This window comes from Phyllobacterium sp. T2-21, from assembly GCF_055378485.1.
In genome coordinates, this window is sequence record NZ_AP027912.1 from 2,978,074 (window position 1) to 2,993,517 (window position 15,444).

The window sequence follows — 15,444 nt, forward strand, 5'->3', positions numbered from 1 at the left end:
TCTCTTGTCCCTTTGGAATGGGATACTTTATGGTCCGTAATTCCCCCACCGTACAAGAAAAATATTCTAAACTTTATAAATCTGAAAAAAATTTCATCCGTAAACCGGTCAAATTAGAATCCTGACCTTCTGCCGGAGCACAGGGAGAACGTTCTGCTCGAACCATGGATTCCGGCGCAGCCAGCCGCTGTTGCGCCAGGACGGGTGCGGCAGGGGCAGAATCGAGGGTCCGGACGCCGCATCGAAATAATCCTGCCAGTGAACGACCGTATCGGTCATGCTGGCACGGCGGCGCTTTCCCAGATGGTAGGCCTGCGCATACTGGCCGATTGTCAGGATAAGCTCGACTTGGCGCATGGCGGCGAAAACCTGGTCGTGCCAGATGTGACGGCACTCCCTGCGCGGCGGCAGATCGCCGCCATGCTCATCATAGCCGGGGAAACAGAATCCCATCGGCACGATTGCAAATTTGTCCGGATCGTAAAATGCAGTGCGATCAACCCCGAGCCAGTCGCGCAGCCGGTCGCCAGACGGGTCGTTGAACGGCAGGCCGCTGTTGTGAACGCGGATGCCGGGCGCCTGCCCGCAGATGACGATGCGCGCGGTCTGCGACAGCACGCAGACCGGATTGGGCTCATGCGGCAAAGGCGGCAGATAATGTGGCGCATCCCGGCACAGGCGGCATGCCTTGATCTGCGCGGCCAGGACGTCAAGCGCCGGGGCTGGCATGGTCAGCGCCTCATGCCTTGGCACTCGGCCGGCTTGCGACGGCGTCGTACCAGCGCTTCACATGCGTGACATGGCCGGGCATCTCGATCCGAGCAGGCTTGAAGAAGTCGATGGCCACAAGCCCGGTAATATCGGCGATGGAATAGTCGTCGCCCGCGATGAAGGCGTTGGTTGCAAGCTGCGTGTCGAGAATATCCAGGAATGCCACGGCCTTTGGCTTGTTTGCCTCGCCCCATGCGGGAATTTGCGGCACCTCCCATTCAACCATCGCCGGGTGGATATGGCGGAAGGCAGCAGCCACACATGCAAACAGGTGCAGTTCGACCCGCCGCTGCCACATTTCCACCAGCGCCTTGCCAACCGCACCCCGGCCGAACAGGGCTGGTTCGGGGTAGATTTCCTCGAAATAGCGGGAGATCGCCACGGACTCGGTGATCACAGTTCCGTCATTGAGTTCAAGCACGGGCAGGCGCTGCATGGGATTGAGCGCGGTCACTTCGGCCGAGCGATGCCCCATTGCCCCCATGTCGACAGGCACGAGCGGCACCTCGACACCCTTCTCCGCCAAAAATATGCGCACGCGCCGCGGGTTCGGCGCCCGTCCTCCATCATATAGTTTCACCAGATCTCTCCCAGTTTCTGACGCACCCAGTCATAGACGCCATTGACGATATCGGCCAGCCGGTTCCGCGCCTCCGGCGGTGTTTCAGCGTCCTGCTGGTGCAGCTTCCGCCAATCCTGCGGCCTGTCGAAAGAACTTTTCCACAGCCCCTTTCGTTCCGTCCGCGCCTGCATTTCCGCGTCGCGGTAGTCGCCATAGGCGACGGCCTGTCCGGTCTCGACCATGGCGCGGTTGAGATCGGCATCGCCTGCAAAACAGGTACCGAGATCGCGCTTGTACTTGTCCCGCCCGCTCGTTTCACAGCGGACCGGCCGGCCACCGATCAGCCTGACCAGTGTCTGCCGCGCCTCCTGCCCGCAGGCATAGTCGCCCTGCCCTTCACCGCAACGCTGGGCGAGTTCCGGCGCATCGATCCCCTTGAGGCGGACATGCTGCCCCGTCACGACCACCGTATCGCCATCGATGACATAGGCCTTGCCCGTTATCTCCCGCACCTCGCGCGGCACCGACAACCGCGCCGCAAGCAGCGCAACCAGAGCGAAGAACACCAGCATGAGCAGATAGTCGGCCAGTTTCCTGGCGAGCGAACGCGGCGCCGCCGCAGGACGCTGCCACCGCCGGCGATAACGGCCAAACCGCCCGTTCATTGCGACCTACCATCCATGCCGGTTGATTCTCCTCGCCGATTGGGCAGATTTGAAAGTCTTTTAATCATTTATGAATAGGCTTGCGATGCAATGCTGCCGGAGTGCAGACAAAACGGCGATCTGGAACGGGGCGCATGGCATTACTCGACGCAATCAGTGCAGACAAAAACATTGTTGACCGGCGAAAACTGCCGCGCAACAAGGATTTGTCCGTTGTGGTTCGCCGCGCCCGCGACCGCCTGATGGAACATGCCGGGATCAGGCACTTCGAACGCGAACTGCTGTTCATGCACACCCGCGCGCTGATCGTCAACGCGGCAATGCTGCCGCTGTTCATCGCCCTGATCGCCGTGGCCGGCGTCCTCGCCGGATTTGGCCGGGACATGGTCGTCTGGGCCGGCATCACGATCGGCCTCTACATGGTGCTCGGCCTTCTCGCCCGCCGCCTGGAAAAAATCGGCATCACCAACGAACAGGTCAAGAACTGGCAGATCATCTATCTCGGCGGCCATTTTCTCACCAGCATGGGATGGGCGTATTTTTCCTTTCTGAGCTGCGCCACCTGCGGCATCAGCCTGTTCCCGGTCATTCAGGCGGTTGTCCTGATCCTGGCCATGGCGATTACCGCCATCATCTGTTCGGCCCTGCGCGCGGCCATCCTCGCGGCATTCACCGTGCCGGTCATCACCTACACGATCCTCGCCACCAGCCATCTGCAGAGCCCGATACAGGCGACGATGGTCATCATGCTGTTTGCTGGGCTGGCCTTCTTCTATCTCGTGGCGACACGGCTCAACCGTTCGGTATCCGTCTCCCTTGCCCTGCAGGCGGAGAAGGATGCCCTGATCGCCGAGCTGGAAACGGCCAATGCCATGTCCGACGAAGGCCGCCGCCGCGCCGAGGAAGCCAATCTGGCCAAATCCCGTTTTCTCGCCTCCATGAGCCACGAACTGCGCACGCCGCTCAACGCCATTCTCGGCTTTTCCGAAGTCATGGCCAAGGAAGTGCTCGGGCCGATACAGAACAGCACCTATCGCGAATATGCCGGGGATATCCATGCCTCCGGCGTCCACCTGCTCAACCTCATCAACGAGATCCTCGATCTGAGCCGGATCGAAGCCGGGCGCTACTCCATCAACGAAGAGCCGCTGCTACTGACCGACATCGCCGAAGAATGCATCCACATGATGGATCTGAAGGCCCGCAACAAGGGGATACGGCTGCTGCCCCAGTTCGAAACCGGCATGTGGCCGATGCAGGCCGACGAGCGCTCCATACGGCAGATCGTCCTCAACCTTTTGGCCAATGCGGTGAAATTCACTCCGCAGAACGGCCGCATCGACATCAAGGTCGGCTGGACGGCGGGCGGCGGGCAGTATGTCTCGGTGCGCGACAATGGCCCGGGCATCCCGCCGGAGGAAATCCCGGTGGTCCTGTCCGCCTTCGGCCAGGGCTCCATCGCCATCAAGAACGCCGAACAGGGCACAGGCCTTGGTCTGCCCATCGTGCAGGCCCTCGTGCACATGCATGACGGCGAGTTCCACCTCTTCTCTAAATTGCGCGAAGGCACGGAAGCGCTTGCGGTTTTCCCGCGGGCGCGGGTCCTGCAAAATATGGATTCCGCACCGAAATCCGCCACCGCCAAAAAAGTTGCCTAGAATACTCAGGTTCAATTTATTGTCATTTGCGCGTTATGCGGCACCCCGCCATTGCTGGCCCATTGCAACAGGTTCATATGGGGAAGCTTCATGAACGCAAATGGAAACAACCGTCCTCTGATCATTCCGGCCCTTGGCGGCATCTACACCGGCCTCGCACAATTTTCGGAAACGCTGCTGCGCGTCATTGCCGGCGGTGCACTGGTCGTGCACGGCTCGGGCAAGATCGCCAACCCGTTCGGCGCCGTCGAAATGGTCGAGGGCCTGGGCTTTTATCCCGGCGTGTTCTGGTCGCCGCTGCTGGCGGCAACGGAGTTTTTCGGCGGCATCCTGCTGGCGCTCGGTTTCCTGACGCGCCCGGCAGCCTTTGCCACCACCATCGTGCTGGCCGTGACGATCTATTTCCACTGGATCGCGCAGGGTCAGGGCTGGGCAGGTTCGGAAAAATCCATCCTGTGGGCGGCGATCCTGTTCTTCTTTGTCATCCGCGGCGCCAGCAATCATTCGGTCGACGCAAAAATCGGCAAGGAATTCTAGCCAGCATTGCACCGCCGGCACGCGCCCCGCGTGCCGGCGGTATCACCTGCCCGCTCAGGCAGCAAAGCGAGCGATCACCATGCAGACGGCGGTGACCGCCAGCAGACCCGCTGCGATGCGGTGGGATATCTCCGGTTTTTTCCGCAACGCACCCTGCACCCCCGCTGCGGCGATGGCGGTGATTATGCCGATCCCGAGAACCGTCTCGGAGCCCGACAGCCAGCTGCCGTGGTAAAGCCCCATCAGCGTGGCACCGCTCAGAAAGGCCACGGTCGCCGCCCCCATTTGCGGCCGGAAGAACTGCTGGCTTCCCGCACCGCCCGTCCGGGCAAGCGTAAACGTCGATCCCGCCCAGAATATTGATGACAAGACGTGAATGGCGAGCAAAATCATCAGAAAGACTGGCATGATGAACCTCCCTGTTGGCGTATTGACGCGAATTGGTATCTTGATCGACATGATCGGATAATACATAGATATCTAACTGTTCGATGTCAAAGTAATATGATGGAACCCGTACACCCACCCATCGGATTGCTGCTCGCGCGCACGGCCAAAGCTGTCAGCCGTGCCTTCGATGATGCTCTGGCCGTCGAGGGCGGCTCCGTATCGGTCTGGCTTATCCTGCTGGCGCTGATGCGCGGCGGCCACCGGATGCAATCGGAACTGGCCGATGAGGTCGGCATCCAGGGCCCGACCCTGACGCATCACTTGAATGGCATGGAGGAGGCAGGTCTTTTGCTGCGCAAAAGGGAACCGGACAACCGGCGTATCCACCGGATCGAGCTGACCGATGGCGGGCGCGCAATGTTTCATCGCCTGCGGCGTGTCGCCATGGCCTACGACGCGCGATTGCGCTCCGGCTTTACGGAAGCGGAGCTGGACATGGTGCGGGATTTGCTGGAGCGGCTGGCCGGCAACGCCAATCCAGCCCCCGGCTGATTGGCCGGGGGCTGCGGCGCAAAAATCTTAGTCCCGGTTGCTGACGCCTGCCTGGTCGAATGTCGCCATGCCGCTGTGGCAGAGCGCCGCCGCCTTGACGATACCGGCGGCGAGCGCCGCGCCGGTGCCCTCGCCCAGCCGCATGCCAAGGTCGAGCAATGGCTTCTTGCCCAGCTTTTCCAGAACCTTGCGGTGGCCGGGTTCCGCCGAGACATGGCCGAACAGGCAATGATCGATGGCTTCCGGGTTCGCCGCATGCAGGATCGCGGCGGCAGAGGTCGCGACATAGCCGTCGATGATGACGGGGATTCGTTCAACGCGCGTCGCCAGGACGGCGCCCGCCATCGCCGCGATCTCGCGCCCGCCCAGACGGCGCAATACTTCCAGCGGATCCTTCAGGTGTGAGCCATGCAGCGCCACAGCGGTGCGCACCGCATCGGCCTTGCGCTTCATGCCGTCACTGGTCGCGCCCGTGCCGGGTCCGACCCATTCCTCCGCCGTTCCGCCATAGAGGGCATGGAAAATCGCCGCCGCAATGGTGGTGTTGCCGATACCCATCTCGCCGATGCACAGAAGATCCGTACCACCCGCGATGGATTCCATGCCGAAAGCCATGGTGGCGGCGCAGGTCTTTTCGTCCATGGCCGCTTCTTCGGTGATATCGGCGGTGGGATATTCCAGCGCCAGATCGAAGATTTTCAGGCCGAGATCATTGGCGATGCAGATCTGGTTGATCGCGGCGCCGCCCGCCGCGAAATTTTCCACCATCTGCGCCGTCACCGATGACGGATAGGGCGAAACACCCTTGGCGGTGACGCCATGATTGCCGGCGAAAACCGCGACCAGCGGCCGTGTCACCTGCGGACGCGAACGGCCTGTCCAGGCGGCCAGCCACTCGACGATTTCTTCCATGCGGCCGAGCGCGCCCGGCGGCTTCGTCAGCGTCGAATCGCGCTTGCGCACGGCGGCGACAGCGGCCTCGTCCGGTCCGGGCAGGGTTTCGATGAGAGTGCGGAAATCGTCAAATGGCAGGCCAGTGGTCATGATGTTCCTTGAACCAAGTCTTCATGGCAAATTATCGATGCACGTCCTATAAGCTTTGGCAGACAAAACGCAAAGGCCATCGGGCGGCATTGAATGTCGCGCCCCGGCCGTCGGCTTTGCTGAACGGGAACAGGTCATGGAACTGCTGAAGGAAACGATGCGCGCGCTGGCCTTTCTGTCGCGCTGGCCGGTATCGCCGCAATGGTTCGAGGATTATCAGGGCTCGCTGCACGACACGGTGCGCGGCTTTCCGCTCGCGGGCATCCTGATCGCCGTGCCCGCCGCGGTGGTCATCCTTGTCGGACACACCCTCGACCTGCCGGAATTCGTGACCGCGCTGCTGCTGGTCACCACCTCGATCATTGTCACCGGCGCCCTGCACGAGGACGGCCTTGCCGACGCTGCCGACGGCTTCTACGGCGGGAAAACCAGCGCGCGGCGGCTTGAGATCATGAAGGATTCGGCCATCGGCTCCTACGGAACGCTGGCGCTGATCCTCTCCGTGCTGTTGCGCATTGCCTTCTACATGGACATTCTCAGCGATCTCAGCCCCATCGCCTCCATCGCCGTTCTCGTGGCGACGGAGGCGGCAAGCCGGGCCGTCCTGGTCAAATTCTGGCAGATGCTCCCCTCCGCCCGCTCCGGCGGCGTTGCCGACAGCGCGGGCACGCCGACGGAAGACGCCGCCAATTTCAGCCTGATCATCGGCGCGGTCATCCTCGTGATCGGCTATGGCGCAGCCGGGGGACCTTTTGCCGTGATCGTACCCGCCTGTCTGGCGGGATTGGTGTTTTATGGCTTTGCAGCCCTCTGCCGCGACAAAATCGGCGGGCAGACCGGCGATACATTGGGCGCCATGCAGCAACTGGCAACGATTTCGCTTTTGCTCGGGCTTGTGATTGCGGTCTAACTGTACCAAATCTGGGATATGAGCACCATCGAGTCACCCTGCATCCTCGTCTGCGCCATCGATATGAAGACCGGCTATTGTTTCGGCTGCGGGCGCACGCGCGAGGAAATCGGTGCGTGGCTGACGATGACGCCGGATAATCGCCGGACGATCATGGCCGGCCTTGCCGCCCGTCTCGACAGCATCGAACGCCGCCCGCGCCGCGAAACCCGGCGCACCCGCATGGCCCGTGAAAAGGAACAGGAGATCTGATGCCCCGCCTGTTCTGGATCATCGTCGCCCTCATCGCCGGAACAACCCTCCTCCTCATCGCCAACAATGGCAGCGGCACGACGCTGGGTCTGGCCAATGACCAGTTCGCGCGCCTTGCCTATATGAGCATCTGGGGCATTGTGATTGCGGCAGGCCTGCTCGGCTCCGGCATCCCGCTCAGCCATGTCCTGCGCAACATGGCGATGTGGCTGGTTATTCTGATGGCTCTGGTTGCCGGTTACCAGTATCGCTATGAACTGCAGGATATCGGTCACCGCGTCACGGCGGGGCTCGTTCCCGGCAGCCCGATTTCCGCAAGGGATGGCGATGGCGGCGTGACAGTGACGCTGGCCAAGGCCGAAAACGGTCATTTCGAGGTCAAGGGCTCGGTCAACAATGCCTCGATCGGCTTCATGGTCGATACCGGCGCATCGTCCATCGTGCTCTCCTATGACGACGCACGGCGGGCGGGCCTCAATCCGGACAAGCTGGCCTACAGGACGCCGATCATGACGGCGAACGGCGCAGCCACTGCCGCGATCGTGATGCTGGACGAAATCAGGATCGGCGCCATCCTCCGGCGCAACATCCGTGCCATGGTCGCGCAGGAGGGCCGCATGGACGGCAGCCTGCTCGGCATGAATTTCCTCAACACCCTCAGCGGTTTTTCCGTGCGCGGCGATCGCCTGATCCTGTCGGATTAGACGGTTCAGGCGGCCTGGTCGGCCGACCCGGCCTGCACGGCTTCGTAGGCGCGGCGGATGACGCTGCTGTCCGCATCCGGCCTGTTGGCTTCCGTGGACAGAATCTGGCGCCAGCGCCGCGCACCGGCGGCACCGTGGAACATGCCGACCATATGGCGGGCTATGTGCGAGACGCGCCCGCCCTGCCGCACATGCTCATCCGCATAGGCGCACATATGGTCGATGATCGCATCGGCCGATGCGGCCGGACGGGCATCGCCATAGATCGCCCTGTCCACATCGGCGAGCAACATGGGATTGTTGTAGGCGGCGCGGCCGAGCATGACACCATCCACATGATTCAAATGCTGAAGCGCTTCATCGAGCGTCTGAATGCCGCCATTGATCCCGATGAATTGACTCGGGTTTTGCCGCTTGAGCCGGTAGACGCGGTCATAATCCAGCGGCGGAATATCCCGGTTCTCCTTCGGTGAAAGCCCCTTGAGCCAGGCTTTGCGCGCATGCACCCACAGGGCATCGGCCCCGGCTGCGAACACGCCGCCAGCGAGATCGTCGAGCGCCGGTTCGATATCCTGATCATCGACGCCGATCCGGCATTTGACCGTGACGGGGATCGACACCGACCGCTTCATCGCCCCGACGCAGTCGGCCACCAGGCCGGGCGTTTTCATCAGGCAGGCACCGAACGTGCCGGACTGCACGCGGTCCGACGGGCAGCCGACATTCAGGTTGATCTCGCGGTAACCGAAGGCTTCCCCTACCCGCGCCGCTTCGGCGAGCTTGGCCGGATCGGAACCGCCGAGCTGCAAGGCAACGGGGTGCTCGGCGCTGGAAAGACCCAGGAGCCGTTCGCGATTGCCGTGGATGGCCGCATCCGCCACGATCATTTCCGTGTAGAGCAAGGCATGGCGCGTGAACTGGCGGTGCAGCGTCCGGCAATGGCGATCGGTCCAATCGATCATCGGCGCAACCGCAAAGCGGTTGTGCGTGTAGCCATTGTTCTGTTCAGCCGTCATTGCCACGTCCGGATGCTTTCGATTGGTGTTGGCGCGTTTGCACAATGCGTGATCGGCAACGTGACGGTCAAACGGCCGAATTTGCCCGGCCGTCGTCACAGATTGCGCCGCTCCTCATAATGCGCGGCGGCCGTTTTGTCCACCGGAGCATGGCTTTCGCGCCGCAATGCCCCGGCCTGATAGGGTACATTCAGTAGCGTGATAAAACCGCAACAAAGTCTATCGAACCGCCGGTTCGGCATTTTTCAGTTTTACACCGTCATAAAAACCGGCCTAAAACAGATTCATCGATTTGCATGGAGGTTCCAGATGAACATCAAAGCTATTCTTCTTGGCTCGGCGGCGGCGTTGGTTGCCGTTACTGGCGCCCGCGCAGCGGATGCTATCGTGGTGGCGCAGCCGGAACCGGTTGAGTATGTTCGCGTCTGCGATGCTTATGGCAAGGGCTTCTTCTATATCCCCGGTACTGAAACCTGCCTGAAGATCGGCGGCTATCTGCGCTACGATGTCGGTGCGGGTGACAATGTCTACAGAGGCGGCGAGTTCGGCACCTGGAACAAGCATCTGCGTACGGAAATCCGCTTCGATGCCCGCTCGGAAACCGAACTCGGCACGTTGCGTTCCTACATCCAGACCCGCTTCGAATACACCAATGGCGTAAACAGCGGCGGCACCATTCCCCAGGCCTTCATTGAGCTTGGCGGCTTCCGCATCGGTGTTGCCGACGAAATCTTCGGCTCATGGACCAATTACGCCGGCAACATCATCAATGACGATGTGATCAACTACAACAGCTGGGCAAGCAACCAGGTCAGCTATACCTATGCCGCGGGCAATGGCTTCTCGGTCATCGTCGCCGCCGAACAGGGTTCGACCAATGACGGCTATTCCGGCTATGTCATCGACAGCTACCTGCCGCACCTGATGGGCGGCGTGAAGTTCGAGCAGGGTTGGGGCGGCGTCAGTGCAATCGGCGGTTACGACTCCAACGTCGAAGAATTCGCCGGCAAGTTGCGCTTCGACCTGAAGTTCACCGATACGTTCTCCGCCTTCGTCATGGGCGGCTATCAGTCCGGCTACGACACCACCCGCGTCAACCGCAACTTCCTCGCGCCTTGGCATGGCGACTGGGCGGCCTGGGGCGGACTGGCCGCCAAGGTTTCCGACAAGGCAACCATCAACGGTCTCGTCGGCTATGAATCGGAAGGTACCGTTGCTGCAGCTTTGAACGTTGCTTACGAGCTCGTCCCTGGCTTCACGATCACACCGGAAGTGAACTACACCAAGTTTGACGGCGACCGGAAGGACACCTCGCTTGCCAATGGCGGCAACGATGATGCTTTCGGCGGTACGATCCGCTTCCAGCGCAATTTCTAAAACGACTGAAGAATAAACAAAACCGGGGGCTTGCCCCCGGTTTTTGTATGTCTGGATGAGACTAGTTCAGATTTGCTCGGAAACGGCGGCAAATGCCGACGATTTCCTGAGAACAGCGACAAAAGCACGGCCTGCAACGGCAACCTCGCCGGAATTGTCGATCATCACGGCATCGGAGGGATCGCACGGGTTTGGCGCTGCCCGCATCAGGCGGCGTTTGATTTCCTCGGCATCCTCGCGGCCGCGCGCGGCCAGACGCTGTGCCAGGACCTCGGGCGACGCGGTAATGTGCACGACGATGAAATTGGCATAGGACTGGCGCAACGCCGGCAGGACACCGCGCGACACATTGGCAATGGCCACCGCGCCCTGCTCAACCTGCTGGTCCACCGAGACGGGCAAGCCGTAGCGCAAACCGTGGGCCTCCCAGCAATGGCAGAACGCCCCTGCCCGCTGCGCGGCCAGAAACTCTTCCTCACCCAGGCTGTCATGGTCTTCCGCATCGACCGTCGATGGCCGTGTCACCACCCGGCGCACGAAATGGAAATCCGGCTGGCCGCGCAATGCGTCGCGGGCAAAATCCATGATCGTATCCTTGCCCGCCCCGCTCGGGCCGACAACGGCGACAAACACGCCGTTGCGCAACGGCGCCGATGCCGGATTGAGTGCGCGTTCGATCGTTGCCGCTGCCATCAGACCACCCGGCGGCCTTCGCGCCACACCGTGCGGACGACCGGAATGTGCTCGTCAACCCGGACCCGCACCAGATCGGCACGCTTGCCGACTTCGATGACACCGCGGTCGTCGAAACCGACCGCCTCGGCCGGGTTCTTGGTCACCAGCCGCACCGCATCCGGCAGGGTAATCCCCTCGACCACGTCGCTCAGGAAGAAGGTCGACTGGATCAGGCTGAACGGAATATAGTCGGAGGACAGGATGTCGAGGTGGCCATGTTCGACCAGCTCACGCGCCGAAACATTGCCGGAATGCGAACCGCCGCGAACGACGTTCGGCGCGCCCATCAGCACGGCAAGGCCCGCCTGCTTCGAGGCAGCCGCCGCTTCCAGCGTCGTCGGGAATTCCGCCACGTGGATGCCCTGCTCCACAGCTTCATCCACATGGGCTGTCGTCGCGTCGTCATGGCTGGCCAGCACGATGCCGCGCTCGCGGCACAGATCGGAAATGGCTTTCCGGTGCGGTGCGGAATGGCGGGCTGATTCCTCCATGCGCTGCTCGCAGAACACGTTGAATTCGAGGTCGGACAGCTTCAGCTTGCGCTGGTAGTAATAGGCATAGGTTTCCAGGTCGACGAACTGACGCTGGCCCGGCGCATGATCCATCAGCGAGGCCAGGCGCACGCGGCTGTCATTGTCGAAATAATGGAACCCGTCGAGGCAGTCGGCGACCGACACTTCGCAGCGCAGATGGAAATAGTGATCGGCACGCAGGCGATCCTGCTGCACGCTGTCTTCGATGGCGTCGGCCAGCTTGCGGATTTCCTGGGCGGACATATCAGCATCGCGGTCAAGGCCGATGCGCAGCGCATCGAGAACCGTGGTGATACCGGATGAGGCAATCTGCGCATCATGCGCAAGCACGGCTGCAATCGGATTCCAGCGCACGCGCGGACGCGGCGCGTAGTGGCCTTCCAGATGGTCCGTGTGCAGTTCGACAAGCCCCGGAATGAGATAATCGCCGTCAAAATCCTCGCCGCCCGATGCTGTCCCGTTTGAAATATCGGCAATCTTGCCGTCACGGATCAGGACAGATCCCTTGATGACGTCATCTTCGAGAACGATTTGCGCGTTGTTCAGGATCAATTCGGCGGACATGATCAGGCAGTCTTTCTACGGTTGGTTCCGGCCAGCGGATGCAGCGAGTGAATTTCAAAGGGGAAGCCCGGCTCGGCTTCCGTAAACAAAGCGAGATTGTTGATTTCGACTGGCTCTTCGAGGACTGGCTCCAAGAATTCACTCAGAATACGTTCGATTTTGGGCCGGTCACGCTCGGGAACCGGACCTGTCAGGGTCATATGGAAGCGGAAATCCTCAAAAACATAGGGATAGCCCCATTGTTCCAGATTGCGGCGCTGGGCCGGCGACAGGTTTTCCGGGTTCCGCCGCTTGATCTCCGCTTCGCTCGGCGGCGCGCGGAAACGGTCGAAGGCCACGGTCACATCATTGGCCAGCTGGTTCAGCCTGTCCACCGGTTCCTCCGGCACGAGGGCGAAAAACCCGTCAAGATTGGCGATCGTCAGCTTTGGAATTTCGACGGGTTCGATGGAGGAGGCAAAATGCATGAGGGCCGAGAGAAGCTCGCGCTCTTCGATCCCGTCAGCCAGATGGAACGGCGCCTTCAGCGTCGCATGGAAACCGTAGCGGCGCGCCGACTCGGTCAGCTGGGCAAAATCCTCATGCGCCAGATCGCGGATCTGCGGCGGCCGCACCGGCTGGCCGGTGAAGGCGTTGCGGCCGAGCCAGTTCGCCGCCACTTTCAATAGCGGGTCGGCCGATGGCGGCGTGAAATAGATTGCATAGCGCATGGATGATTCCTCTGGAACAGTCTCGCGTTACGCTTCAAATATGACAAGCCTTTGAACGTCGAGATTTAGAGCAAGTTTTATTCACCCGGCAGGATGACTCCGCATAGACAAAATTTGCTCTAATGTTGGCTCTTTCCGGTCAAACGCGAGCGTAGGGCGTTGGATATGCCGTCAAAAATGAATATCACAACAAGGATGAGGACGACCATATAGGCGACATTGTGCCAGTTGGTGTTGGTGCGCATCGCTTCCCACAATTTCAGGCCGATGCCGCCCGCCCCCATGGCACCGATGATGGTGGCCGAGCGGGTGTTGGATTCCCAGAAATACAGCGCCTGGCTGGCGAAAACCGGCAGAACCTGCGGCAGGACACCATAGCGCTGCACACTGGCCGGCGACGCGCCGACGGACTTGACGCCCTCGCGCTGCTTGTCGTCGATGTTTTCAAGCGTTTCCGAATAGACTTTGCCCAGCGTGCCGGTGTCGGTGAAGAAGATCGCCGAAATACCGGCGAGCGGTCCCGGGCCGAAGGCGCGGGTGAAGAACAGCGCCCAGATCAGCATATCAACCGAGCGCAGGAAGTCGAAGACGCGCTTGGTGATCTGGTTGGCAAAGACATTCGGTGTGATGTTGCGCGCGGCAATGAAGGCCAGCGGAAACGACAGCAGCGACGCCATCAGCGTGCCCATGAAGGCCATGACGATGGTCTGCAGCAGTTTTGTCCAGACATCGCCGTGCTGCCATGAGGAGTTGAACCAGATATTGTCGAAGGCAAGCGATGCATTCGACATCTCGGGCTTGATGCGCTCGCCGCTGACGATCAGCGAGGCCACCTCGCCAAAGGACTTGCCCCAGAACGGCGAACTCGTATCGAAGACGAAATTCGCCCAGCCGAGGAACCGGCGGCTCACCACGACCCGCTGCGGAATGATGTCGGCCTGCCCGGCAAAGCCGAAACTCACCGTCACCTGGTCTTCCTTCAGGGTTGCCCAGCCCGGCAGCGGCCCCTGCGGCTTGGCGCCGTCTGCCGCCAGCAGCACCGTCAGCGTCTCGCCGCCCCGCGTGACGATCACGCGCTGATCGTTGATGTCGAGCTTCTTGTCCGAACCGAAGAGGATGGCGACATTGTTGCCGTCCTTCACCACCCAGCTCGGGTTCGGATTGTCGCCCAGCTCGGAAAACCGGGGATAACTGACGGTCGCGCCCGTCGGCCCCGGCCGAACCGTGGTCTTGATGGCATAGGACACCCAATCGCGGGCATAGAGTTCGGCACGTTGCCACTGGCCGCCGGCAAGCACGGTGCCGATGGAAAAGAACCACCAGCAATAGAACACATAGGCCACGATGCCCGCTGCAATCAGCACAGGCATGAAACGGCGCCAGAACGGCGGATTGAAAACGGCGGGATACCGCGTCTCGAAATCGGCAATGGTATCGGCTGTGATAGCGCTCATGATAATATCCTAACCACCGACGGCAAAGGCCTGCTCGCCCACGAGGCGGCGGCGCAGCCATGCGGAAAACTGATCCACGGCAATGATCGTCACGAAGAGAAGCAGGATGATCGCCAGCGTCTTGGCCTGATGGCCGCGTCCGATGGACAGGCGCAGCTCCTCGCCGATACCGCCGCCGCCAACGGCGCCGATGATGGTCGAGGCGCGCACATTGATCTCAAGCCGCAGCAGCGCATAGGACATGAAATTCGGCATGACCTGCGGCACGATGCCGAAACCGACGCGCTCGAACCAGTTGGCACCGACGGCGCGCAGCCCCTCATCCGCCTTCATATCGGCATTCTCCACCACTTCGAAGAACAGTTTGCCGAGAGCGCCGATCGTGTGGATGCCGACGGCGAACATGGCAGGGATCGGCCCCAGCGACAGGATGGCCGCGAAGAAACCGGCAATGACGATTTCCGGAAAGGCACGCAGGATTTCCATGTAACGGCGGGCGGCAAACCGGATGAACCGGTTCTTCACGAGATTCTTGGCCGCGAGAAAGCAGATCATGAAACCGAAAATGAAACCGGCAAGTGTCGCCAGGATCGCGATATTGAGCGTTTCCAGCATCTTGTAGAAATATTCGGGCATGTAGAACCCGCCGAAGAGATAGACCCGCCCTTCGGGGTAGTCATATTTCAGGCTTCCGTCGAAATAGGGCGACGGCAGATCGAACATGGCGCGCCACACTTCCCATCCGTCGCGCGGAACCAGATCACCGGCAAAATCGAAGAGATGCGGCAAACGGTCGAAGAACTTGCCCGCATTGGATTCATTGGCAAACCACAGGGACCCGGCAATGGTGACCAGCAGTCCTATGGCGATGATCCAGCTATAGGCACGGCGGCGTCCGGCAAGCTCCTGCCAGTGCCGTTCGATCTGGATGCCGTCGGACGACAACTCAGGGGAAGCGGTTCTGCTCATTGCAAACATCCTTCAAGGTGCCGCAAACAAAATCACGGCCA

General features: G+C 61.2%; 18 protein-coding genes. 7 read left to right on the forward strand and 11 right to left on the reverse strand.

Translation table 11 applies throughout. The features are described 5' to 3' along the window. Positions 1 to 108 precede the first annotated feature (108 nt). From ACZ5FP_RS14950 to ACZ5FP_RS14960, 3 genes are read right to left on the reverse strand one after another with little or no spacing between them, the layout of a single operon-like run. The gene (locus ACZ5FP_RS14950; protein WP_464661068.1) at positions 109 to 729 is read right to left on the reverse strand and encodes a uracil-DNA glycosylase family protein; all 621 of its coding nucleotides are present in this window, start codon (positions 727 to 729) and stop codon (positions 109 to 111) included. A 10-nt stretch (positions 730 to 739) separates the two neighbouring features. Next, the gene (locus tag ACZ5FP_RS14955) at positions 740 to 1,351 is read right to left on the reverse strand and encodes a glutathione S-transferase family protein (RefSeq protein ID WP_464661070.1); all 612 of its coding nucleotides are present in this window, start codon (positions 1,349 to 1,351) and stop codon (positions 740 to 742) included. Beyond that, positions 1,348 to 1,998 carry a thermonuclease family protein gene (locus ACZ5FP_RS14960; RefSeq protein WP_464661072.1) on the reverse strand — a complete coding sequence of 217 codons (651 nt, stop codon included), beginning with the start codon at positions 1,996 to 1,998 and terminating at the stop codon, positions 1,348 to 1,350. Before ACZ5FP_RS14960 ends, ACZ5FP_RS14955 begins: the two co-directional genes overlap by 4 nt. A 134-nt stretch (positions 1,999 to 2,132) precedes the next feature. On the opposite strand from ACZ5FP_RS14960, the gene ACZ5FP_RS14965 reads away from it, so the two are divergent. After that, positions 2,133 to 3,656: a sensor histidine kinase gene (locus tag ACZ5FP_RS14965; protein ID WP_464661073.1), complete on the forward strand. Its 1,524-nt coding sequence runs from the start codon at positions 2,133 to 2,135 to the stop codon at positions 3,654 to 3,656. Positions 3,657 to 3,746: 90 nt separating this feature from the next. Next, positions 3,747 to 4,193 (forward strand): DoxX family protein, encoded by a 447-nt coding sequence (locus ACZ5FP_RS14970; protein WP_223612889.1) that lies wholly within the window; start codon positions 3,747 to 3,749, stop codon positions 4,191 to 4,193. Positions 4,194 to 4,247: 54 nt separating this feature from the next. Here the strand turns inward: ACZ5FP_RS14970 and ACZ5FP_RS14975 are convergent, their stop codons facing one another. Next, entirely contained in the window at positions 4,248 to 4,601 is a 354-nt protein-coding gene (locus tag ACZ5FP_RS14975; RefSeq protein ID WP_464661076.1) for a hypothetical protein, read from the reverse strand. Between the two features lie 96 nt (positions 4,602 to 4,697). On the opposite strand from ACZ5FP_RS14975, the gene ACZ5FP_RS14980 reads away from it, so the two are divergent. After that, a complete protein-coding gene (locus ACZ5FP_RS14980) occupies positions 4,698 to 5,135 on the forward strand; it encodes a MarR family winged helix-turn-helix transcriptional regulator (RefSeq protein ID WP_464661077.1) in 438 nt (145 codons plus the stop codon). A gap of 27 nt (positions 5,136 to 5,162) precedes the next feature. On the opposite strand, the gene cobT is transcribed toward ACZ5FP_RS14980, so the two are convergent. Next, positions 5,163 to 6,182: a nicotinate-nucleotide--dimethylbenzimidazole phosphoribosyltransferase gene (gene cobT / locus ACZ5FP_RS14985; RefSeq protein WP_464663289.1), complete on the reverse strand. Its 1,020-nt coding sequence runs from the start codon at positions 6,180 to 6,182 to the stop codon at positions 5,163 to 5,165. Between the two features lie 133 nt (positions 6,183 to 6,315). Between cobT and ACZ5FP_RS14990 the strand changes: the two genes are divergently transcribed. From ACZ5FP_RS14990 to ACZ5FP_RS15000, 3 genes are read left to right on the forward strand one after another with little or no spacing between them, the layout of a single operon-like run. After that, positions 6,316 to 7,089, forward strand: a complete 774-nt coding sequence (locus ACZ5FP_RS14990) for an adenosylcobinamide-GDP ribazoletransferase (RefSeq protein ID WP_464661079.1) — start codon at positions 6,316 to 6,318, stop codon at positions 7,087 to 7,089. 18 nt (positions 7,090 to 7,107) lie between these two features. Then, complete coding sequence (locus ACZ5FP_RS14995) at positions 7,108 to 7,341, forward strand: DUF1289 domain-containing protein (RefSeq protein WP_223612885.1); 234 nt, start codon at positions 7,108 to 7,110, stop codon at positions 7,339 to 7,341. Further along, complete coding sequence (locus ACZ5FP_RS15000) at positions 7,341 to 8,045, forward strand: TIGR02281 family clan AA aspartic protease (RefSeq protein ID WP_464661081.1); 705 nt, start codon at positions 7,341 to 7,343, stop codon at positions 8,043 to 8,045. Before ACZ5FP_RS14995 ends, ACZ5FP_RS15000 begins: the two co-directional genes overlap by 1 nt. Before the next feature lie 5 nt (positions 8,046 to 8,050). On the opposite strand, the gene dusA is transcribed toward ACZ5FP_RS15000, so the two are convergent. Beyond that, the gene (dusA, locus tag ACZ5FP_RS15005) at positions 8,051 to 9,061 is read right to left on the reverse strand and encodes a tRNA dihydrouridine(20/20a) synthase DusA (RefSeq protein WP_464661083.1); all 1,011 of its coding nucleotides are present in this window, start codon (positions 9,059 to 9,061) and stop codon (positions 8,051 to 8,053) included. A gap of 309 nt (positions 9,062 to 9,370) precedes the next feature. Here dusA and ACZ5FP_RS15010 point away from each other — a divergent pair, with 309 nt between their 5' ends. After that, positions 9,371 to 10,438 carry a porin gene (locus ACZ5FP_RS15010; protein ID WP_464661085.1) on the forward strand — a complete coding sequence of 356 codons (1,068 nt, stop codon included), beginning with the start codon at positions 9,371 to 9,373 and terminating at the stop codon, positions 10,436 to 10,438. Positions 10,439 to 10,504: 66 nt separating this feature from the next. On the opposite strand, the gene phnN is transcribed toward ACZ5FP_RS15010, so the two are convergent. From phnN to phnE (ACZ5FP_RS15035), 5 genes are all read right to left on the reverse strand, one after another. Next, positions 10,505 to 11,134: a phosphonate metabolism protein/1,5-bisphosphokinase (PRPP-forming) PhnN gene (phnN, locus tag ACZ5FP_RS15015; RefSeq protein ID WP_223613474.1), complete on the reverse strand. Its 630-nt coding sequence runs from the start codon at positions 11,132 to 11,134 to the stop codon at positions 10,505 to 10,507. Continuing rightward, the gene (locus ACZ5FP_RS15020) at positions 11,131 to 12,270 is read right to left on the reverse strand and encodes an alpha-D-ribose 1-methylphosphonate 5-triphosphate diphosphatase (protein WP_464661087.1); all 1,140 of its coding nucleotides are present in this window, start codon (positions 12,268 to 12,270) and stop codon (positions 11,131 to 11,133) included. The genes phnN and ACZ5FP_RS15020 overlap by 4 nt, the downstream gene beginning before the upstream one ends. 2 nt (positions 12,271 to 12,272) lie before the next feature. Next, a complete protein-coding gene (locus ACZ5FP_RS15025; RefSeq protein WP_464661088.1) occupies positions 12,273 to 12,980 on the reverse strand; it encodes a DUF1045 domain-containing protein in 708 nt (235 codons plus the stop codon). A 119-nt stretch (positions 12,981 to 13,099) separates the two neighbouring features. Next, complete coding sequence (phnE, locus tag ACZ5FP_RS15030; protein WP_464661090.1) at positions 13,100 to 14,434, reverse strand: phosphonate ABC transporter, permease protein PhnE; 1,335 nt, start codon at positions 14,432 to 14,434, stop codon at positions 13,100 to 13,102. 9 nt (positions 14,435 to 14,443) lie between these two features. Further along, positions 14,444 to 15,403: a phosphonate ABC transporter, permease protein PhnE gene (phnE, locus tag ACZ5FP_RS15035; RefSeq protein WP_464661091.1), complete on the reverse strand. Its 960-nt coding sequence runs from the start codon at positions 15,401 to 15,403 to the stop codon at positions 14,444 to 14,446. Positions 15,404 to 15,444 lie beyond the last annotated feature (41 nt).